The organism is Ruegeria sp. YTSA226 (assembly GCF_059609905.1).
Genome location: NZ_JBXWMQ010000001.1, coordinates 351,155 through 369,646, shown reverse-complemented (window position 1 = coordinate 369,646; position 18,492 = coordinate 351,155). Strand labels below are relative to the sequence as shown.

At 55.6% G+C, this 18,492-nt stretch carries 21 protein-coding genes; 13 read left to right on the top strand and 8 right to left on the bottom strand.

What is annotated here, in order from left to right; genetic code table 11:
* Positions 1-6 precede the first annotated feature (6 nt).
* Positions 7-402, bottom strand: coding sequence for a cell division protein ZapA (locus AC2FFF_RS01840; protein ID WP_281972152.1), 396 nt, complete (start codon positions 400-402; stop codon positions 7-9).
* Positions 402-1,148 carry a coiled-coil domain-containing protein gene (locus tag AC2FFF_RS01835; protein ID WP_281972153.1) on the bottom strand — a complete coding sequence of 249 codons (747 nt, stop codon included), beginning with the start codon at positions 1,146-1,148 and terminating at the stop codon, positions 402-404. The genes AC2FFF_RS01840 and AC2FFF_RS01835 overlap by 1 nt, the downstream gene beginning before the upstream one ends.
* Positions 1,149-1,382: 234 nt before the next feature.
* On the opposite strand from AC2FFF_RS01835, the gene tkt reads away from it, so the two are divergent.
* Positions 1,383-3,407: a transketolase gene (gene tkt / locus AC2FFF_RS01830; RefSeq protein WP_281972154.1), complete on the top strand. Its 2,025-nt coding sequence runs from the start codon at positions 1,383-1,385 to the stop codon at positions 3,405-3,407.
* Positions 3,408-3,465: 58 nt separating this feature from the next.
* On the opposite strand, the gene AC2FFF_RS01825 is transcribed toward tkt, so the two are convergent.
* Positions 3,466-4,428, bottom strand: a complete 963-nt coding sequence (locus tag AC2FFF_RS01825) for a DUF808 domain-containing protein (protein ID WP_142634015.1) — start codon at positions 4,426-4,428, stop codon at positions 3,466-3,468.
* A 184-nt stretch (positions 4,429-4,612) separates the two neighbouring features.
* On the opposite strand from AC2FFF_RS01825, the gene gap (AC2FFF_RS01820) reads away from it, so the two are divergent.
* The 3 genes from gap (AC2FFF_RS01820) (at position 4,613) to gap (AC2FFF_RS01810) (ending at position 6,916) form a co-directional block, all read left to right on the top strand.
* The gene (gene gap, locus AC2FFF_RS01820; protein WP_142634017.1) at positions 4,613-5,614 is read left to right on the top strand and encodes a type I glyceraldehyde-3-phosphate dehydrogenase; all 1,002 of its coding nucleotides are present in this window, start codon (positions 4,613-4,615) and stop codon (positions 5,612-5,614) included.
* Positions 5,615-5,685: 71 nt separating this feature from the next.
* Complete coding sequence (locus AC2FFF_RS01815) at positions 5,686-5,829, top strand: hypothetical protein (protein WP_185956611.1); 144 nt, start codon at positions 5,686-5,688, stop codon at positions 5,827-5,829.
* A gap of 82 nt (positions 5,830-5,911) precedes the next feature.
* Positions 5,912-6,916, top strand: coding sequence for a type I glyceraldehyde-3-phosphate dehydrogenase (gap, locus tag AC2FFF_RS01810; protein ID WP_142634019.1), 1,005 nt, complete (start codon positions 5,912-5,914; stop codon positions 6,914-6,916).
* Here the strand turns inward: gap (AC2FFF_RS01810) and coaD are convergent.
* The 3 genes from coaD to AC2FFF_RS01795 all read right to left on the bottom strand — a co-directional run bounded on the left by coaD (position 6,908) and on the right by AC2FFF_RS01795 (position 8,885).
* Positions 6,908-7,399 carry a pantetheine-phosphate adenylyltransferase gene (gene coaD, locus AC2FFF_RS01805; RefSeq protein WP_142634021.1) on the bottom strand — a complete coding sequence of 164 codons (492 nt, stop codon included), beginning with the start codon at positions 7,397-7,399 and terminating at the stop codon, positions 6,908-6,910. The two genes, gap (AC2FFF_RS01810) and coaD, sit on opposite strands and share 9 nt — an antisense overlap.
* Before the next feature lie 85 nt (positions 7,400-7,484).
* Entirely contained in the window at positions 7,485-7,922 is a 438-nt protein-coding gene (locus AC2FFF_RS01800) for a CBS domain-containing protein (RefSeq protein ID WP_281972155.1), read from the bottom strand.
* Positions 7,923-7,982: 60 nt separating this feature from the next.
* Entirely contained in the window at positions 7,983-8,885 is a 903-nt protein-coding gene (locus AC2FFF_RS01795; protein ID WP_281972156.1) for a LysR family transcriptional regulator, read from the bottom strand.
* 101 nt (positions 8,886-8,986) lie between these two features.
* On the opposite strand from AC2FFF_RS01795, the gene AC2FFF_RS01790 reads away from it, so the two are divergent.
* On the top strand, positions 8,987-10,486 hold the full coding sequence (locus AC2FFF_RS01790; protein ID WP_496882816.1) for a CoA-acylating methylmalonate-semialdehyde dehydrogenase: 1,500 nt from the start codon (positions 8,987-8,989) through the stop codon (positions 10,484-10,486).
* Between the two features lie 201 nt (positions 10,487-10,687).
* Complete coding sequence (locus AC2FFF_RS01785; RefSeq protein WP_271946907.1) at positions 10,688-11,275, top strand: L,D-transpeptidase; 588 nt, start codon at positions 10,688-10,690, stop codon at positions 11,273-11,275.
* 55 nt (positions 11,276-11,330) lie between these two features.
* On the opposite strand, the gene AC2FFF_RS01780 is transcribed toward AC2FFF_RS01785, so the two are convergent.
* Together AC2FFF_RS01780 and AC2FFF_RS01775 are read right to left on the bottom strand one after the other, a co-directional pair.
* Positions 11,331-11,807, bottom strand: a complete 477-nt coding sequence (locus AC2FFF_RS01780; RefSeq protein ID WP_281972158.1) for a fasciclin domain-containing protein — start codon at positions 11,805-11,807, stop codon at positions 11,331-11,333.
* Positions 11,808-11,884: 77 nt separating this feature from the next.
* Complete coding sequence (locus AC2FFF_RS01775; RefSeq protein ID WP_496882815.1) at positions 11,885-12,730, bottom strand: class I SAM-dependent methyltransferase; 846 nt, start codon at positions 12,728-12,730, stop codon at positions 11,885-11,887.
* Between the two features lie 144 nt (positions 12,731-12,874).
* Between AC2FFF_RS01775 and AC2FFF_RS01770 the strand changes: the two genes are divergently transcribed.
* The 7 genes from AC2FFF_RS01770 (at position 12,875) to AC2FFF_RS01740 (ending at position 18,476) form a co-directional block, all read left to right on the top strand.
* A complete protein-coding gene (locus tag AC2FFF_RS01770) occupies positions 12,875-13,990 on the top strand; it encodes a carboxylate-amine ligase (RefSeq protein ID WP_142634035.1) in 1,116 nt (371 codons plus the stop codon).
* Between the two features lie 128 nt (positions 13,991-14,118).
* Complete coding sequence (locus AC2FFF_RS01765) at positions 14,119-15,261, top strand: acyl-CoA dehydrogenase family protein (RefSeq protein ID WP_142634037.1); 1,143 nt, start codon at positions 14,119-14,121, stop codon at positions 15,259-15,261.
* A gap of 7 nt (positions 15,262-15,268) precedes the next feature.
* Positions 15,269-16,309 (top strand): enoyl-CoA hydratase/isomerase family protein, encoded by a 1,041-nt coding sequence (locus AC2FFF_RS01760; RefSeq protein WP_281972159.1) that lies wholly within the window; start codon positions 15,269-15,271, stop codon positions 16,307-16,309.
* Between the two features lie 3 nt (positions 16,310-16,312).
* Positions 16,313-17,185, top strand: coding sequence for a 3-hydroxyisobutyrate dehydrogenase (gene mmsB, locus AC2FFF_RS01755; RefSeq protein ID WP_281972160.1), 873 nt, complete (start codon positions 16,313-16,315; stop codon positions 17,183-17,185).
* A gap of 94 nt (positions 17,186-17,279) precedes the next feature.
* Positions 17,280-17,678 (top strand): hypothetical protein, encoded by a 399-nt coding sequence (locus tag AC2FFF_RS01750; RefSeq protein ID WP_281972161.1) that lies wholly within the window; start codon positions 17,280-17,282, stop codon positions 17,676-17,678.
* 141 nt (positions 17,679-17,819) lie between these two features.
* Positions 17,820-17,972 (top strand): hypothetical protein, encoded by a 153-nt coding sequence (locus tag AC2FFF_RS01745; RefSeq protein ID WP_281972162.1) that lies wholly within the window; start codon positions 17,820-17,822, stop codon positions 17,970-17,972.
* Positions 17,973-18,476 carry a site-2 protease family protein gene (locus tag AC2FFF_RS01740; RefSeq protein WP_281972163.1) on the top strand — a complete coding sequence of 168 codons (504 nt, stop codon included), beginning with the start codon at positions 17,973-17,975 and terminating at the stop codon, positions 18,474-18,476.
* Positions 18,477-18,492 lie beyond the last annotated feature (16 nt).

Below are 18,492 nucleotides of genomic sequence, written 5' to 3'. Positions count from 1 at the left end.
TATTTATCATTTCGTTGACTTTTCTTCTATGAATGCCGCCATTGCCTCGGCCCGAGCAGCCAATTCTGCCAAGGTGTCGGTGACCGAAGGTGGAACCACGGCAACTTCAATTCTTTCCGGCTCGGTCTGTGGCATGCTGCGCAGGTTCCGAAGCTCGGATTCGGCCTCCGCCAGCTTATTTTCCAGCGAGTTGATTTTGTCACCTGTGGCGGCGGCTTTGTCTGCCAACATCAATCCAGCCATCAAAAGCATCCGGGATTCAGGCATCCGACCGATCTGATCCGACAATACCTGCGCTTCATCATCCAGCAATTTAGCAGCAGCTTGCAGGAAAACCTCTTCGCCTTCCTGGCACGAAACCTCAAAGCCGCGCCCCCCGATTTGAATGGTCAATTCAGGCATTATTCCACCTCTCCTTCGGCCAGTTTCGCCTGAGACAGCAACGGTTCCAACCGGGCCAGCACGGCATGTGCTTCGGCCGCATCGGTGGCCTGCGCTGCGCGCGTTGCCTCAAGCTCGGCAGCTGTGGCACGATTCAACAGATCCGCATCGGTTATTCCGTCTTCTGCAGCTGCGCGCAGCTCTTCGACCGACATTCGTAGTTGTTCGTTGGCTTTGCGCATGCGCTGCAGATCATCATCCAGACGCGACATCGCCGAGCCATGGCTACTGCGTTCGGCGCGCAGCATTTCTAACTCAGCGCTGAGTTCCGCCACGCGTTCACTATCCGCCAATTCCGAACGAAGACGGGCATTTTCGGCTTTCAGTTCTTCGACAACATCCTGATCTTCCAATGCTGCCTTTGCGCTTGCCAACTCGGCCCGTGCGGCTTCGACCGAGGTAAGCTGTGCCCTGGCATCTTCGAGTTGCTCGCGCAGCGCTGCACTTTCCTGATTATCGGACGGGGTATTACGCAAGCCTTCGATTTCTAGGCGCATGGCATCGACTTCGGAATCGTGTCTTTCTTTTAATGATCTGAGACGCTCTTCAAGTTGAGCATTCGCAACCCTCTCATCATCCAGAGCTACACGCAGAGTGCTATCTTCTCCACCGCTGCCTGCGCCAACTTCCGCCATTGTCGCAATGCCGGATCCAATCCGATCCATCGCGGCCACAATACGGCGTTGTAGTTCTTCGATCTGGCTCATGCCCCTGCCACCTTTTTATCAAGGTTCCTTGTTTCGCGAGGTTATCCGAATCAACCTTGTACGCGTCTTGGCCTAGTCTAACCCAATGGCATCGAAAATACCCACTGTTTGCTTTCAACGACTTGGGTCACATTCTTGATCCAGCAAAACCCTGCAGCACCCAGTTCTACTTGCACTTTGAGGGCTGAATGGTATTGAGCGGCCATCTGCCTGTAATCCAAAGGAACAACACCCGTGGACCTGACTGCGCTGCGCAATGCCAACCCCGAACACTGGGACAAAGCTGCGGCCATCCGCACATTGACCCTCGACGCCGTCGCCGCCGCCAATTCCGGCCATTCCGGTATGCCAATGGGCATGGCCGATGTCGCGACTGTACTGTTCGAAAAGCACCTGAAATTCGACGCCTCGGCCCCAAACTGGCCCGACCGCGACCGGTTCATCCTGTCCGCCGGGCACGGCTCGATGCTGATCTATTCGCTGTTGTATCTCACTGGGAACGCTGACGTTACGCTGGAACAGATCAAGAATTTCCGTCAGCTGGGCGCAAAAACTGCAGGTCACCCCGAGAACTTCCTTGTCAACGGGATCGAAACCACAACCGGCCCGCTGGGTCAGGGGATCTCGAACGCCGTTGGTTTTGCCATGGCCGAGGAAATTCAGCGCGCTCATTACGGCAAGAAGATCGTAGATCACTATACCTATGTCATCGCGGGCGACGGCTGCCTTATGGAAGGCGTTAGTCAAGAGGCCATGACGCTGGCCGGCCGTCACGAGCTGGGTAAACTGATCGTGTTCTGGGACAACAACAACATCACCATCGACGGCACGGTCGACATCGCTGACCGGACCGATCAGGTGAAACGTTTTGCCGCCTCGGGCTGGCAGGTCATCGAGATTGACGGCCATGATCCGCAGGCGATCGACGAGGCCATCACCAAGGCGAAATCGTCAAACAAGCCGACCATGATCGCCTGTGAAAGCCATATTGCTTTGGGTCACGCCGCGCAGGATACCTCGAAAGGCCACGGCGCCCTGACCGATCAGGAACAGCTGAAAGCGGCCAAAGAGGCCTATGCCGCCCCGCATGGCGCGTTCGAAATTCCGGCAAATGTCAAAACTTCTTGGGAAGCAATCGGTTCCCGCGGCGCGGCCGAGCGGTCTGCGTGGGAGGAGCGTTTCGCGCAAATCTCTGAACGCAAACAGGCCGAGTTCAACCGCTCTTATGCGTTCGAGGCACCCAAAAAACTGGCCGGTGCCATCCGCTCGTTCAAAAAGCAGATGTCGGAAGATCAGCCCAAGTTGGCCACCCGTGCCTCGTCCGAAAAAGTTCTGAACGTGGTCAATCCGATCATGCCGGAAACTATTGGCGGGTCTGCTGACCTGACCGGTTCGAACAACACGAAATCGGCCGATATGGGCGTGTTCCTGCCGGAAAACCGCAAGGGTCGCTATATCCACTACGGAATCCGCGAACACGGCATGGCCGCCGCGATGAACGGTATGGCGCTGCATGGCGGCATCCGCCCCTATGGCGGTACCTTCATGGCGTTCACCGACTATGCGCGGCCCTCGATGCGGCTTGCAGCGCTGATGAAGATACCCACGGTCTTTGTGATGACCCATGACTCGATCGGTCTGGGCGAAGACGGCCCGACCCACCAGCCGGTCGAGCATCTGGCAATCTCACGCGCGACACCGAATACCTATGTGTTCCGCCCGGCGGATGCCGTTGAAACAGCGGAATCCTGGGAACTGGCGCTGACCTTCAAGGACAGCCCTTCGGTCTTGTCTCTGACCCGCCAGGGCGTGCCGACCGTACGCAAGGATCACAAAACCAAAAACCTGACTGCACAAGGCGGCTATGTTCTAGCCGAAGCCGAAGGCAAGCGTCAGGCAATCCTGATCGCAACCGGTTCGGAAGTGTCGCTGGCGATGGAAGCCAAGGCGATGCTCGAGGCCGAGGGCATTGGCACGCGCGTCGTGTCGATGCCATGCATGGAACTGTTCGCCGAGCAGGATGAAGCGTATCGCAAGCGGGTTCTGCCCGGTGGAGCCGTCCGTGTCGGCATCGAGGCCGCCGTCCGCGCCGGAGGCTGGGACCGCTGGCTGCTGGGTGAACGCGGCCGTGACGCCAAGGCAGGCTTCATCGGCATGTCGGGCTTTGGCGCGTCTGCCCCCGCTGATGAACTGTACAAACATTTCGGCATCACTGCCGAGGCCACAGTTGCAAAGGTCAAGGAATTACTGGAGCTGTAATTCCCAATTTCAAACATCAAGCGAAGGGCGGCCATGCGCCGCCCTTTTCGTTTTCTGATTAATGCGTTTCAGATTTCCGAGACAAAATCGGCGCGACCACTTTGGTTGCAATCGGGATCAGCACGAACCCCCAGGCCAGTCCGAAAATGCCATCCATCGTGGCTTTGGAAATCCACTCCACGGCACCTTCCCATTGCGCCGAAACCGCATGCCCGGCTGCATAGGCCATGTCATGGATCTGATGTCCCAACCAGCCAAAACCCAGAACCTCAAGCCCGTGAATGATGATCGAGCCGCCAACCCACAGCATCGCAGCTGTGCCGACAATCGACAGCACTTTCATGACAACCGGCATCGCCTTAACCAATCCACGCCCCAATCCGCGCCCGATCGGCGTTGGTGCGTTTCGCGCCAGGAAAAGGCCCACATCGTCCATCTTCACGATCAAGGCGACCGAGCCATAAACGGCCAGGGTCACACCTAGTCCAACAACGGCCAGCGTTGCCGCCTGCATCCAGATATTCGGTGCTTCGATGGCGGCAAGGGCGATTGTCATGATCTCGGCGGACAAGATGAAATCGGTTTTGATCGCCCCCTTGACCTTCTGCTCTTCCAGATGGCCCGGGTCTTTGACCTTCATATCTTCGTCTATAACGTGGCTGCCATGAGGGAAAAGCAGGTGAAATATCTTTTCTGCCCCTTCGAAGCACAAATAGGACCCGCCAAGCATCAACAAGGGCGTTATCAACCAGGGTGCAAAATTGGCCAGCAACAAGGCGACTGGCAACAGCAGTATAATCTTGTTGAAAATCGAGCCGCGCGCAATGCGCCAGATGATCGGCAATTCCCGCGCCGGGGCAAAGCCCTGCACATATTTCGGAGTAACTGCTGCATCATCGATGATCACGCCCGCAGTCTTGGCCCCGGCCTTGCCGGCGGCAGCGACCACATCGTCCACTGACGCTGCAGCAACCTTTGCTATGCCAGCAACATCATCCAACAGTGCCAACAAACCACTCATGCGTGTTTCCTCTCATCTCACCTGTCGCCAGGGGACCCTACCCGATCCGACGGCTAGCGCAAGCGTTAGCGCAACCGGCGAAGGTTTGCGCTAACACGTTAAGAATATGTCACTTTTGCCCTTTTGAGAAAGCGTCTGTGCCGCTATATGCCCCGCAGAGCAAGCGCATTTTTGGAGACGTCAGATGACCATCAAGGTCGGCATCAATGGATTTGGCCGTATCGGCCGCTGCACCCTGTCGCATATTGCGGCATCGGCCCGCAACGACATCGAAGTGATCAAGGTCAACGCGACCGGCCCATTGGAAACTACCGCCCACCTGCTGAAATACGACAGCATCCACGGCCGCTTTCCCCGCGATGTTTCGATCGAAGGCAACACCATGGATTTGGGCCGCGGCCCAATGGAGGTGTTCTCGACTTACGATATGAACGAGCTTGATTGGGAAGGTTGTGACGTCGTTTTGGAATGCACCGGAAAATTCAACGATGGCCTGAAAGCCAAAACGCATCTGGAACGCGGTGCTCAGAAGGTTCTTTTGTCTGCGCCAGGCAAGAATGTTGATAAAACCATTGTCTATGGCGTGAACCACAACAGCCTGGTTACTGAAGATAGAATGGTTTCGAATGGCTCTTGTACCACGAACTGCCTTGCTCCGCTTGCCAAGGTACTGGACGAAGGTATCGGGATCGAACACGGTATCATGACTACGATCCATGCCTATACCGGCGACCAGCCGACACTGGATCGCCGTCATAGTGACCTGTATCGCGCGCGCGCTGCGGCAATGTCCATGATCCCTACTTCAACAGGTGCAGCCAAAGCTCTGGGCGAAGTTCTGCCGAACCTGAAGGGTCGTTTGGACGGCTCGGCTATCCGTGTACCAACACCAAACGTTTCTGCTGTCGACCTGACCTTCCATGCGGCGCGTGACGTGACTGTCGAAGATGTTAATGCCATCGTTCGTGAAGCATCACGGGGATCAATGCAGCGCGTCGTGGGCTATGAGCCCGCGCCGCTGGTTTCGACCGATTTCAATCATACCGAAGAAAGCTCGATTTTCGCACCAGACCAGACACGGGTCGTTAACAACCGCATGGTTCGTGTTCTGGCTTGGTATGACAACGAATGGGCCTTCTCGGTTCGTATGGCAGACGTCGCCGTTGCCATGGGACGGCTTAACTAAAACGCCGTAGAAATGTTGTACCTTTACACCCGCTCAGTTTATCTGGGCGGGTGTTTTCATTCGGGGCCAACATGACCAATCAAATTGCTATCTGGCTTGGCATTCTAATACTTGGCTGTCTGCTAGTCGATTACGCAATGTTCGGCTCTGAGAACCTGATCTTCCTGGGAAAGAAACTTTACACCTTCCTGGACTGGCTCGCCTTCTGGCGCTGACAGAGGTTTTTCTTGACTTTTTCCTTGATCTAGCTTTGTTAGCGCTAACTTTGCAATAACAGACACCCAGACGGAGCAGACCATGACACTCAAGTTGGCAATCAATGGATTTGGACGGATCGGGCGCGGTGTTTTGCGGGCATTGATGGAATCTGGGCGGACCGACGTTCAGATCGTGGCCATAAACGATTTGGCCAAGCCCGAAATTAACGCGCATCTCTTTGAATTCGACAGTGTGCATGGACGTTATACAAAGCCCGTTTCCCTGACCGACGCCGGTTTGGATGTCGGTGCAGGCCCGATCCGCCTAACCAGCGAACGCGAGCCTGAGAAACTCGATTGGTCCGATATTGACGTTGTTCTCGAATGCACAGGCGTGTTCCGCACGCGCGAAGCCGCGGCGCGCCATTTTGACAACGGCGCCAAAAAAGTTCTGATTTCTGCTCCTGCCCGCGGGGATGGTGCGGTCAAAACCATCGTCTTCGGGGTAAATGACCATGAACTGACCGTCGAAGATACAATCGTTTCGAACGCATCCTGCACGACCAACTGTTTGTCGCCCGTTGCTGCGGCGCTGGACGAGGGTTTGGGCATTGTCCACGGAAACATGACAACCGTTCATGCCTATACAGCCAGCCAACCAGTTCACGATACCGCAGGAAAAGACCCGTATCTGTCACGCGCGGCTGCATTGTCGATGATTCCCACCACTACGGGGGCAGCCTCAGCCGTAGGTCTCGTATTGCCCCAGTTGGCAGGTAAATTGACTGGACAGGCAATCCGTGTTCCCACTCCGAACGTCTCGGTTGTGGATCTGGTGGCCGAGGTGTCGCGCCCAACAACCGAAGAAGAGGTCAACCAGTTGTTCATTGATGCCGCGGCCAATATTCGCGGTGTCCTGGCTGCGGAAAGCCGCCCACTAGTGTCGATCGACTTCAATCACGACGCACACAGTTCGACCGTCTCTTTGGCTGAAACCAAGGTGACAGACGGCACGTTGGTCCGGGTGCTGGCCTGGTACGACAATGAATGGGGCTTTTCTAACCGGATGCTGGACACGGCGGCCGCGATGGGCGCGCTATCCTAAGCGCGCACGCAGCGCGTCATTTACGCGGGGCGTGACGAAATTCGACACGTCCCCGTTCAATCGCGCGATCTCTTTCACCAGTTTCGAGGCAATCGCCTGATGGCGGGCCTCAGCCATAAGGAACACCGTCTCGATCGAGTCGTCCAAAGCGCGGTTCATACCGACCATCTGGAACTCATACTCGAAATCCGCAACAGCACGCAGGCCTCTGACAATGACCTGAGCACCTACGTCGCGGGCACAGTTGATAAGCAGGTTTTCAAAAGGATGGGCGACAATTTCAGTTCCGGTCTGTTCGGAAAGAAAGGAACATTCGGCTTCGATCATCTCGACCCGTTCTTCCAACGAAAATAACGGCCCCTTTTCCCGATTGATCGCCACCCCAATCACGAGCTTGTCAACCAGAGCGGCCGCGCGACGGATGATATCAATATGACCCAGGGTGATCGGATCAAATGTTCCGGGATACAATCCAACCCTCATTGCCGCCTCCTGCGCAACGAAATTTCTGCGCAAGCAAACATAACTTGGCTATGGGTGCAAGTAGTTGCGTCGCGTTTCTATGGGCTTAATGGCCCATGATCATGCCTTCCAATGCGTCTTTTTCCATTGCCAGTTCGGAAAGCTGTGCTTTGACAACGTCGCCTAGGGTAACAATGCCAACGAGGTTACCGTCCTCAACAACCGGCATATGGCGAAAGCGCCCTTCGGTCATCCGCGACATTATATCCTGGACAGTATCCTGTTGCGTCGCTGTCACCAGCTCGCGGGTCATATAAGCGCTTACAGGTTTTGATAGGCATCCGCTGCCGCTTGCGGCCAGTTCGCGCACAATGTCACGTTCTGATAAGATGCCTGATGCGGTCTTACCGCCGTCTTCTGATACAACCACCGTTCCGATGCGCTTTTCTGCAAGGATTCCTGTAACCTCTGAAACTGTGCGCGAAGGAGCAACTGTCACCACGCCTCCGGTGGCTTTGGATTTCAGAATGGCCTGAACAAGCATTGACGTAACCTCCGAAATAACTTCGTGTTTTCCAAAGCGTTGCCGGAATGAAATAGCCTGTCAAGGTGAAGCTTCAGCCTCAAGCCGCTCAACTTCATCGCGAATCCCTTGGGACAGGGCCTGCGCGAACCGATTCAACCGCTCGTTTCGTTGGTCACCTTGATGTCGAACCAGATGAAAACTGCGTGTCAAACTCACTTGATCAACCAATATTTTCTTCAACTTCGGGTGAAATGGCAGTGTGAAATCATGCGCAATGCAGATCCCTGATCCCTGGGAAACCTGCCGCAGTTGGACAGAGACCGAATTCGAGGCCAGCGCGACACGGTCAACACCCAGATCGACCAGATAGTCCAGTTCGCGGTCGAATATCATATCAGGTATGTATCCGATCATACGATGCCCCCCTAACGTGCTGATGGAATGAACTGCAGGGTGATCGGCAAGGTATTCCTGCGTTGCGACAAGATGAAGTTTGTAATCGGTAATTTTCTGTACAAGCAGTTTTCCAGCGGTCGGTGCGCTGACGGTCACGGCCATATCGGCTTCACGGCGTGAAAGGTTGATGACGCGCGGCAAGGCCAGAATTTGTATGTCCAGATTGGGATTGGCGTCACAAATCTTGCCACACACCTGCGGCAACAAGTAGTTCGCACACCCGTCCGGTGCGCCGATCCGGATTTGCCCGCTCAACCTCTCAGATGGTTCTGCCATGGCGCCTGCAGCAGCGCGCATCGCCTCTTCGGCTTTTAGACCGTGGTCCATCAAACGCTCACCAGCTGAGGTCAGCACATATCCCTGCTGCGATTTGGTGAACAGCGGCGCATCCAGAGACGCTTCCAACCGCGCAACACGGCGTCCGACCGTAGCCGGGTCAATCCGAAGTAATCGTCCCGCCGCCGAAAGGCTTTCTTCGCGGGCTACGGCCAGAAAGACCCTCATATCATCCCAATTAGGTGTCACGCTTCACCTTTGCAATTTTGCAAAACACCTTTGGGACATTGCCTCTGTTCAAGCCATTTATGCAAGCCTATTCTGCGCGCAGACCTTCGGAGGAATTCGCAATGAACGAACTGTCCCATTTCATCAACGGTGAGAATGTCGCCGGCACGTCCGGCCGATATGATGACGTGTTCAACCCCGCTACCGGCGAGGTACAGTACAAATGCCCGATGGCAAGTGCTGCCGAGACCACAGCAGCCATTGCTAGCGCCGCAGCCGCACAATCGGCCTGGGGTGCAACGAACCCGCAAAAACGCGGGCGCGTGATGATGGCGATGGTTCACCTGATGAACCGCGACATGGACAAGCTGGCCGAAGCGCTGAGCCGCGAGCACGGCAAGACGATCCCAGACGCGAAAGGCGATCTGCAGCGCGGTCTAGAAGTGATCGAATACTGCATCGGTGCTCCGCAGATGTTGAAAGGCGAATTCACCGACAGTGCGGGCCCAGGCATCGATATGTATTCTATGCGCCAGCCTTTAGGGGTTGTGGCCTCGATCATGCCGTTCAACTTCCCGGCCATGATGCCTCTGTGGCATGTGGGCCCTGCCCTGGCCTGTGGCAACGCTGTTGTTCTGAAACCGTCCGAGCGCGATCCTTCAGTACCTTTGATGCTGGCGGAACTTTTCGTTGAGGCAGGTTTGCCCAAAGGTGTGTTCCAGGTGGTCAATGGCGACAAAGAGGCCGTGGACACGCTGTTGGACAGCGAGATCATTCAGGGCGTTTCCTTTGTGGGCTCGACCCCTATCGCGCAGTACATCTATTCGCGCGCCACGGCCAACGGCAAACGCGCGCAGTGTTTCGGCGGCGCCAAGAACCACATGATCGTCATGCCCGACGCCGATCTTGACCAGGCAGCAGATGCCCTGGTTGGCGCCGGTTTCGGCGCGGCTGGCGAACGCTGCATGGCCGTATCGGTTGCCGTCCCGGTCGGAGAGGATACCGCCGACGCGCTGATCGAAAAGCTTATTCCGCGTATCGAGAAACTGAAGGTCGGCCCCTACACTGCCGGCGATGATGTTGACATGGGACCGGTCGTGACCGGTGCTGCCAAAGAGCGCATTTTGGGACTGATCAGCTCGGGCGTTGAACAGGGTGCCAAACTGGTTGTCGATAATCGCGACTTTAGCCTGCAGGGCTATGAAGACGGCTTCTTCGTCGGCCCTCACCTGTTTGACCACGTGACGCCCGACATGGACATCTATAAGCAAGAGATCTTTGGTCCGGTTTTGTCGACCGTCCGCGCAGGATCGTACGAAGAAGCGATTGGCTTGGCTATGGACCACGAATACGGCAATGGCACGGCGATCTTCACCCGCGATGGAGATACCGCGCGTGACTTTGCCAGCCGGATCAATATCGGCATGGTCGGTATCAACGTTCCGATCCCGGTTCCGTTGGCCTATCACACCTTTGGCGGTTGGAAGAAATCCATGTTCGGTGACCTGAACCAGCATGGTGCGGATAGCTTCAAATTCTATACACGCACAAAAACGGTCACCGCGCGTTGGCCTTCAGGCATCAAAGAAGGCGGCGAGTTCAACTTCAAAGCCATGGACTGATCCAAACGAAAGCTGTGGATCCACAGAGCCCGGCCACCACTGGCCGGGCTTTTTCAATACACGGCCAAGTTTCGCTTGTGATGTTCGCTTCACAATAAATTCACTCAACACTCCCTAGGAAATCTGATCAGAAAAACATAAGTTACACGCAGTTCCGCGCGAGCAGTTCCTGAACCGGAGGCCAATTTGTCAGATCCCCGCATGACCCGTCGCTCTGCATTGTTAGGTGCAGCGTCTCTGTTGATGACACCTGCACTGGTGCGCGCACAAAGCAGCGCCGATGCTTTCCCACTCGACGAAGAAGCGATCAGCACACAGCTAGCTGTGCGGCGGAATGTCTCCTCATTCTCGCACCAAAATTGGCAGGATCACTTCGATCAGTTAGGTGTCGGCTGCCTGCTGGCAGATATCACAAGCCGCGCTGTACACTATTGGGGGGCTGACGGGACGTACAAACTGTACCCCAGCTCAGTCCCTATGAGCGAAGAACTCACAAGGCGTGGTTATACCGAAGTAGTACGCAAGCGCGAAAACCCGAGCTGGACTCCGACCGCCTCAATGCGCGAGCGCGACCCGAACCTGCCCATCCGAATTGAAGGTGGCGAGTCCGGAAATCCGCTGGGTACGCGGGCGATGTATCTGGGCTGGCCAGCATATCTAGTGCACGGCACGCACGATACACGCAAGATTGGACGCCAAAGTTCTTCTGGATGTATTGGCCTTTATAATCAGCATGTTGAAGAGTTATATCCGCTGGTTCAGGTTGGCACCAAGGTCAGATTGGTCTGACAGAATGCCCCGGCCATAACGGCCGGGGTTTTTGCTTGATCACGGTGGTTGCCAATTATTCCGGCAGGATCACCGCATCGACGACGTGGATCACGCCATTGCTGGCCTCGATATCGGCCTGCACAACCTTGGCGCCATTCACTTTGACGCCGTTTTTACCATTCACACTCAAGCGATCACCCTGCACGGTCAGAACTTTGGCGCGCTTGCCAGCGATGTCCCCAGACATGACTTTGGCCGGAACCACATGGTAAGTCAGGATTGCGACCAGTTGGTCTTTGTTCTCGGGCAGTAGCAGCGTTTCCACTGTCCCTTCGGGCAGTGCGGCAAAGGCCTCATCCGTGGGGGCAAAAACGGTGAACGGACCGTCCCCTTTCAGCGTATCGACCAGACCCGCCGCTTGAACCGCTGCGACCAGTGTGGTGAATGATCCAGCAGATACGGCGGTATCCACGATATCGGCGGCCTTCGCTTGAACCGGCAAGGTAAGTGCGATTGCGGCGGCGGCGCTCAGGAAAGTACGGCGAAACATATTTGAGATCTCCTATCCAGTTTGTTATGGAAAGGGGTACGGGCGTTTCGCTGCGCCGGATCAATTTGGTCTCAGATTTATTTGACCTGAACCCAGATACTTTGCGCGCGCCCATCTTTCAAAAACGGCAGTGCCTCGACCGCATCCTGGCGATCCTGTTGCAAGAAGTATCCAGGCCAAAGCATTGAATATGCACTAGATTGCAACAATGCATGCAACATATATTGCTCGCCCCATCCCGGGCAGTCATAGAAGAACCGCTTGGGGTATTCGTAGGGTAGAAAAACATCGTGCACATGGATCACAACGCCTGGTTTTAAGGCCGGTATGATGCGACAGAACAGATGCGCGACATCATTGCTCATCCGGACAACATGGCTGGAATCGATGAACAGGATGTCACCCGCTTCAAGCTGTTCGAAGATGGCTGGATCGACCTCTTCCAACCGTTTCTGTTCGAATTGATCGACTACATGCGCGATGTCCGCGCGCGGATAAGGATCAATCGCGGTGATTTGCGTCTGCAGCCCGCCATCCAATACAGCCTGCCGTGTCACGCGCGTTGAATTACCGCAGCCAACCTCAATCACCCGCTTGGGTTTGAAACGTCGGACCATAAGATACAACGCATCCGCATCTGGGCTGTCATAATACCCGTTGCCGATCCTATACCCGGTTTGATTGCGGGACGGATCTTTCAATGCAGCCAAAGCGGCGGCATGTTCACCATATTCGGCTACCAGCTGCGAGATGTCGAAATCGGCCATTCCCGGTGACAACGAATAAGCCGAACGGGTCAGCCCGCCTGCCCTTTCGAACGCCTCCAGCCGGGCACGCTCGTCCCGTTCCGTGACTTTGTCAATCAGCCTGACACCAAATCGGTCGAGAACGGCATTCAGCCGGGGGAATTTCCTGGGTTTCACACAATGGCTCCGGGGTTCTTCTGAACTTTGACCCGTTCCTTACCGTTGCTAGCCCGATGACCGCAAGGACTCTGCCGGTAAACACTTGGCAAAAAGCGTATTTCCGTATTCACTGTTTCGCATAAAGCTAGAAAGAGGGCCGCCATGCAGCAGGAATACACGCTGGGCATTGAGGAAGAGTATCTTCTGGTCGACCGCGACAGCCTTGAACTTGCCCAAGCACCCGCTGCACTGATGGAAGCCTGCCAGGCCGATTTTCAGGGCCAGGTCAGCCCCGAGTTTCTGCAGTGCCAGATCGAGGTTGGCACCCGCCCCCATGCAACGATCCGCACGGCGCGCGAAGATTTGAAGCGCCTGAGGGCGGGTGTGGCGGATCGGTCCGCCGAATACAATCTGGCTCCGATTGCTGTGTCCTGCCACCCCTTTGCGGACTGGAAGAAACAGCACCACACGCGCCGAGAGCGCTATGACGCCTTGCAGCATGCCCTGGGCGGTGTCGCGCGACGGATGCTGATCTGCGGGATGCACGTGCATGTCGGTGTTGAAGAACCGTCATTGCGGGCCGACCTGATGCCGCAGCTTTCCTATTTCCTGCCGCATCTGTTGGCGCTCTCCACATCCTCGCCCTATTGGAACGGAGAGGATACCGGCCTGTCTTCCTATCGTCTGACCGTGTTCGACAACCTGCCCCGCACCGGATTACCACCGGTCCTGGCAAGTTGGTCGGAATATGAACGTACGACAGGCATTCTGGTCGAACTTGGCGTGATCGAGGATACCTCGAAAATCTGGTGGGATTTGCGACCGTCTCATCGCTTTCCAACGCTCGAAACACGCATAATGGACGTGCAGCCTAGGTTGGAGCACACTTTGTCACTGGCTGCAATGGTACAGGCGCTGGTCCGAATGTTGTGCCGTCTGAAAGACCGCAATTTGCGTTGGCGGCAATATGACAGGTTCCTGATTGGTGAAAACCGGTGGCGGGCGCAGCGTTACGGTGTCGGCGAAGGCATGATTGATTTCGGGGATCGATCCATCAAGCCCATGCCGGAACTTATGGGTGAACTGATGGGTATGCTGGCCGAAGATGCCGAAGCACTGGGCACCATGACTGAACTTGCCCGGCTACAGCAAATCGCACAAAACGGCACATCTGCCACGCGGCAACGACGTGTTCACGCCGAAGCGACGGCCAAAGGTGCGGATGCAGGCAGGGCTGTGGTTCAGCATCTGATCGAAGAATTCCATCAGGATTTATGACCTGCCTCAAAGTATGATCTAATCGTTTTCGCAATATCCCTGTCAGGAATTGCTGGGCGTGCAAAATTTCTGTAAGAATCTGGAAATAAACACTCGTTCAATTCATCCGGCGACGTGGGAGGAAACCAATGGATTTTGCACCAACCGAAGAGCAAACTGCTATCTTCGATATGGCCTATGAGTTCGGGCAGGAGCATATCGCACCCTTCGCCCGGCAATGGGAGGCAGATGGCACTATTCCCAAAGACCTTTGGCCCCGTGTAGGGGAGCTTGGCTTTGGCGGTCTCTATGTGTCCGAAGATAGTGGCGGTTCCGGTCTTAGTAGGCTGGATGCGACGATGGTGTTCGAGGCCCTTTCGATGGCTTGCCCTTCAGTCGCGGCCTTCCTGACGATCCACAATATGTGCGCCAAGATGTTGGACACATTTGCCGCGGATGAGCTGAAATCGCGGATCATGCCGGATATTCTTAACCTGAACACAGTCCTCAGCTACTGCCTGACCGAACCCGGATCAGGCTCGGACGCAGCCGCGCTGAAAACTCGCGCCGAACGCACGAACGAAGGTTATACGCTGAACGGAACAAAAGCCTTCATCTCGGGCGGCGGATACTCAGATGCTTATGTCTGTATGGTGCGCACCGGACAGGATGGTCCCAAAGGGATTTCAACCCTGTATGTCGAAGATGGCACTCCAGGTCTTAGCTTTGGCGCGCTTGAACAAAAGATGGGCTGGAAAAGCCAACCAACGGCGCAGGTTCAGTTTGACGACTGCAAAGTTCCGGCGGGCAATCTGGTGGGTACAGAAGGTGACGGATTCAAATATGCGATGATGGGCCTGGATGGCGGTCGCTTGAATATTGCCTCATGTTCTTTGGGGGCGGCACAAGCAGGTCTGAACATGACGCTTCAGTATATGTCCGAGCGTCAGGCATTCGGGAAGTCGATTGATCAGTTTCAAGCGCTGCAGTTCAGGCTTGCGGATATGGAAATAGAATTGCAGGCGGCCCGGACGTTCTTGCGTCAGGCGGCCTGGAAACTGGACACGGGCGCACCGGACGCCACCAAGTTCTGTGCAATGGCCAAGAAATTCGTGACTGAAACCGGATCAAAAGTGGTCGACCAATGCCTGCAACTGCACGGCGGTTATGGGTATCTCGCCGATTACGGTATCGAAAAGCTTGTCCGCGACTTGCGCGTTCATCAAATTCTGGAAGGCACAAACGAGATCATGCGCGTCATTGTTTCTCGTCAGATGCTTGCCCAACGCTGAGACCCCGATGCCAGATATTGAAATTCACACTACCGGCCGCGCAGGACGCATCACTCTGACACGCCCCAAGTCTTTGAACGCGCTGAGTTATGACATGTGCATGGCGATAGATACGGCCATGCGCAACTGGCGCGAGGACGAGTCAGTTGACCTGATCATACTGGACGCCGTTGGCGATAAAGCATTTTGCGCCGGGGGAGATATCGCAGAGCTTTATGATACCGGGTGCAAAGGCGACTTTGCCTATGGGCAGACTTTCTGGCGCGATGAATACAGGCTGAATGCACTGATTTTCGAATACCCCAAGCCCGTGGTCAGTTTCCTACAAGGGTTTACTATGGGTGGCGGCGTCGGAATTGGGTGCCACGGAAGCCACCGCATAGTCTGTGAAACATCTCAGATTGCCCTGCCCGAGTGCTCTATCGGTTTGGTGCCGGATGTTGGTGGCTCTCTGATGCTCGCGCTGGCTCCGGGTCGACTGGGAGAATACTTGGGCACAACAGGTCACCGAATGGGCCCTGCGGACGCCATTTATGCGGGCTTTGCCGACCATTTTATCCCCATTGAAGAATGGCCCGGCTTGATCGAACTGCTCGAAGCTTCCGGGAGCACAGACCTGTTGGTCGAGCATTCCCAGACGCCACCCACAGGTAAACTTGAAAAGGTCCAGGCGGAAATCGACGTGCTTTTCAATGGCGAGGGGTTGAACGACATCCTCAACGCGTTGCGCTTCTCCGAAACCCCGTTCTCTGACGCGGCGCAAAAGTTGATGGGCCGCAACTCTCCACTATCGGTGGCTTGTACCATTGAAATGATTCATCGGCTTAAGGCGCTGGATCTGTCGATCCGAAAAGCCCTGGAGATGGAATACCGCTTTACGGCGCGCGCCATGGAACACGGAGACTTTCTGGAAGGTATCCGCGCGCAGATCATAGACAAGGATCGCTCTCCTAATTGGCGTCACCATGGCAAACCTGTTCCCGCCGTGGATATTTCCGCAATGCTGCGGCCCCTGGGCAGCGTCGCCCTGACATTCGAGGAGGATTAAAGAATGAAAATCGGGTTTATCGGCCTTGGAAACATGGGCAATCCAATGGCAGTCAATCTTGCCAATGCCGGGCATGAAGTCGCTGGGTTTGATATGGCCGAGGTGTCGGTTTCCGGTGTTACTTTGACTGGGTCAGGGGCCGACGCTGCAAAAGACACAGACATCGTCATCACCATGCTTCCGAATGGCCAGATACTTCGATCCGTCGCAAATGAGATCATTCCAGCGATGAATGAAGGGGCCGTCTGGGTCGATTGTTCGACAGTGGATGTCGACAGCGCTCGAGCTGTTGCCGATATGGCTTTGGCTGCGGGAGTTTTGGCCGTCGACGCGCCCGTATCGGGCGGTATCGGAGGCGCCTCGGCTGGGACGCTGACATTCATGGCAGGTGGAAGCGCCGAGGCATTCGAAAAAGCCCGGCCCTTGTTCGACATCATGGGGCAAAAGGCAGTGCATTGCGGAGACGCGGGCGCGGGTCAGGCGGCCAAGATCTGCAACAACATGATTTTGGGCGTCACCATGATTGCAACCTGCGAGGCCTTCGCGCTGGCCGACAAATTGGGGCTGGACCGGCAGAAAATGTTCGACGTTGTCAGCACCTCCTCGGGCTATAGCTGGACGATGAACGCATACTGCCCTGCCCCAGGCATCGGTCCGCAAAGCCCGGCCGACAATGGTTATCAACCCGGCTTTGCCGCCGAACTGATGTTGAAAGACCTGCGTCTCAGTCAGCAGGCAGCGGAAAGCTCGGATGCCGACACCCCAATGGGGATGATGGCGACCGAGCTGTATCAGCAATTCGTCGAAAGCGAAGATGGGCTGGGGCTGGACTTCTCGGCCATGCTTCCGCGATTTGAAAAGCGCGGTCGGAACTAGGATGCCCTTGGGCGGCTTCCTGCCCATTGGGTTGACCCATTGCCTGCCGATGTCCATCTAAGACTGAGGTTCAGCATCGATTCTTGGGGCTACGATGACGCATAATTTGGTTAAAGCGCTTACTGTTCTTGCTCTGGTCGTGACCCCGGTGGCGGCCATGGCCGGTAACGGGAAAGGAAACAGCAAGAACAAGAATGACAATAAGGTCATCCGCATAGCGCCTCAGGGCGGTATTGTTGCAACTGGAAACGCCGGCCACTGCCCGCCGGGTCTGGCCAAGAAAAACGTACCCTGTGTCCCTCCGGGACAGGCCAATAAGCTGTATAGAAATGGCGAGTTTATCAATGGCGACTATCGCTGGATTGATGATCCGTTTCGGTATGGCCTGAATAGGGGAAGCTATGTCCGCGCAGGCGACTACGTGTATCGTGTCGACCCGGATACACGCAAAGTTCTGAACCTGATCGGCGCGGTTGCAGACATCCTGAACTGACAAGCGCGGCCTGAATTCAAGCGGTCGAAAAGCAACCTCTGTCGATTTGAGAAAGTAAGCAGGCTCGGGCATTTTCCGGCCTGTTTTAAATTTTGACGCAATCTAACATCATCATAAACCTCACCATTTCGAGGTTTTATTATGAATACTGAAAACGTGCTATTTGAGCTCCGCGGCCCATGGAACGTACCGATACATTTCAGCCAAAGCCTTATTTTTCTGGTTTTGATCGTTGTCGGAATTAACGCCGATCCGGTCAACCTGCCCTATGCGCTCGCCTTCGTGGCGATTTAGTTGATTTCGATTCTTCTGCACGAGTTGGGCCACGCATGGGGCTGTCTTGTGCAGGGCGTGCCCGTCAATCGAGTCGTCCTTTATGGGGGCGGCGGATTCTGCGAACATCGCCGGTCGACCTCGGCATATGAAGACGAATTGATTGTGGCTATGGGGCCGATTGTGAACCTGACCCTGTGGGCGGTGTGTTCATTGCTGGAACCGTTTTCCAACTCGCCTGAAATTGGCTGGGTTCTGATGGTGACGGCAGAGCTAAACCTGTGGCTGGCGCTGTTTAACATGCTGCCCCTGATGCCGCTCGATGGGGGGCGTCTGCTCTTCGCTTTGCTCACGCGCATTATGTCGGCGAACTCAGCCGCACGTGTTTCCGGGTTTGTTGGGCTGGTTGGCGTTTTGCTGTGGATCCCGATGATGATCTTTGCCTATATCAGCTTCGGCTTCGTGTTCCTGTTCTTTCCGCCAATACTGCGCCACTGGCAGATGCTGCGATACGCCAGATACTGAAGTTGCCGCGACGGAG

What these genes read in the sequence shown, in the direction of transcription:
- AC2FFF_RS01840 (WP_281972152.1), bottom strand. Translation starts at nt 402, where the DNA reads ATGCCTGAATTGACCATTCAAATCGGGGGGCGCGGCTTTGAGGTTTCG.
- gap (WP_142634019.1), top strand. Translation starts at nt 5,912, where the DNA reads ATGACACTCAAGTTGGCAATCAATGGATTTGGACGGATCGGGCGCGGT.
- AC2FFF_RS01835 (WP_281972153.1), bottom strand. Translation starts at nt 1,148, where the DNA reads ATGAGCCAGATCGAAGAACTACAACGCCGTATTGTGGCCGCGATGGAT.
- AC2FFF_RS01770 (WP_142634035.1), top strand. Translation starts at nt 12,875, where the DNA reads ATGCAGCAGGAATACACGCTGGGCATTGAGGAAGAGTATCTTCTGGTC.
- AC2FFF_RS01765 (WP_142634037.1), top strand. Translation starts at nt 14,119, where the DNA reads ATGGATTTTGCACCAACCGAAGAGCAAACTGCTATCTTCGATATGGCC.
- AC2FFF_RS01745 (WP_281972162.1), top strand. Translation starts at nt 17,820, where the DNA reads ATGAATACTGAAAACGTGCTATTTGAGCTCCGCGGCCCATGGAACGTA.
- AC2FFF_RS01780 (WP_281972158.1), bottom strand. Translation starts at nt 11,807, where the DNA reads ATGTTTCGCCGTACTTTCCTGAGCGCCGCCGCCGCAATCGCACTTACC.
- AC2FFF_RS01760 (WP_281972159.1), top strand. Translation starts at nt 15,269, where the DNA reads ATGCCAGATATTGAAATTCACACTACCGGCCGCGCAGGACGCATCACT.
- coaD (WP_142634021.1), bottom strand. Translation starts at nt 7,399, where the DNA reads ATGAGGGTTGGATTGTATCCCGGAACATTTGATCCGATCACCCTGGGT.
- AC2FFF_RS01815 (WP_185956611.1), top strand. Translation starts at nt 5,686, where the DNA reads ATGACCAATCAAATTGCTATCTGGCTTGGCATTCTAATACTTGGCTGT.
- AC2FFF_RS01790 (WP_496882816.1), top strand. Translation starts at nt 8,987, where the DNA reads ATGAACGAACTGTCCCATTTCATCAACGGTGAGAATGTCGCCGGCACG.
- AC2FFF_RS01825 (WP_142634015.1), bottom strand. Translation starts at nt 4,428, where the DNA reads ATGAGTGGTTTGTTGGCACTGTTGGATGATGTTGCTGGCATAGCAAAG.
- AC2FFF_RS01800 (WP_281972155.1), bottom strand. Translation starts at nt 7,922, where the DNA reads ATGCTTGTTCAGGCCATTCTGAAATCCAAAGCCACCGGAGGCGTGGTG.
- AC2FFF_RS01785 (WP_271946907.1), top strand. Translation starts at nt 10,688, where the DNA reads ATGACCCGTCGCTCTGCATTGTTAGGTGCAGCGTCTCTGTTGATGACA.
- gap (WP_142634017.1), top strand. Translation starts at nt 4,613, where the DNA reads ATGACCATCAAGGTCGGCATCAATGGATTTGGCCGTATCGGCCGCTGC.
- mmsB (WP_281972160.1), top strand. Translation starts at nt 16,313, where the DNA reads ATGAAAATCGGGTTTATCGGCCTTGGAAACATGGGCAATCCAATGGCA.
- AC2FFF_RS01750 (WP_281972161.1), top strand. Translation starts at nt 17,280, where the DNA reads ATGACGCATAATTTGGTTAAAGCGCTTACTGTTCTTGCTCTGGTCGTG.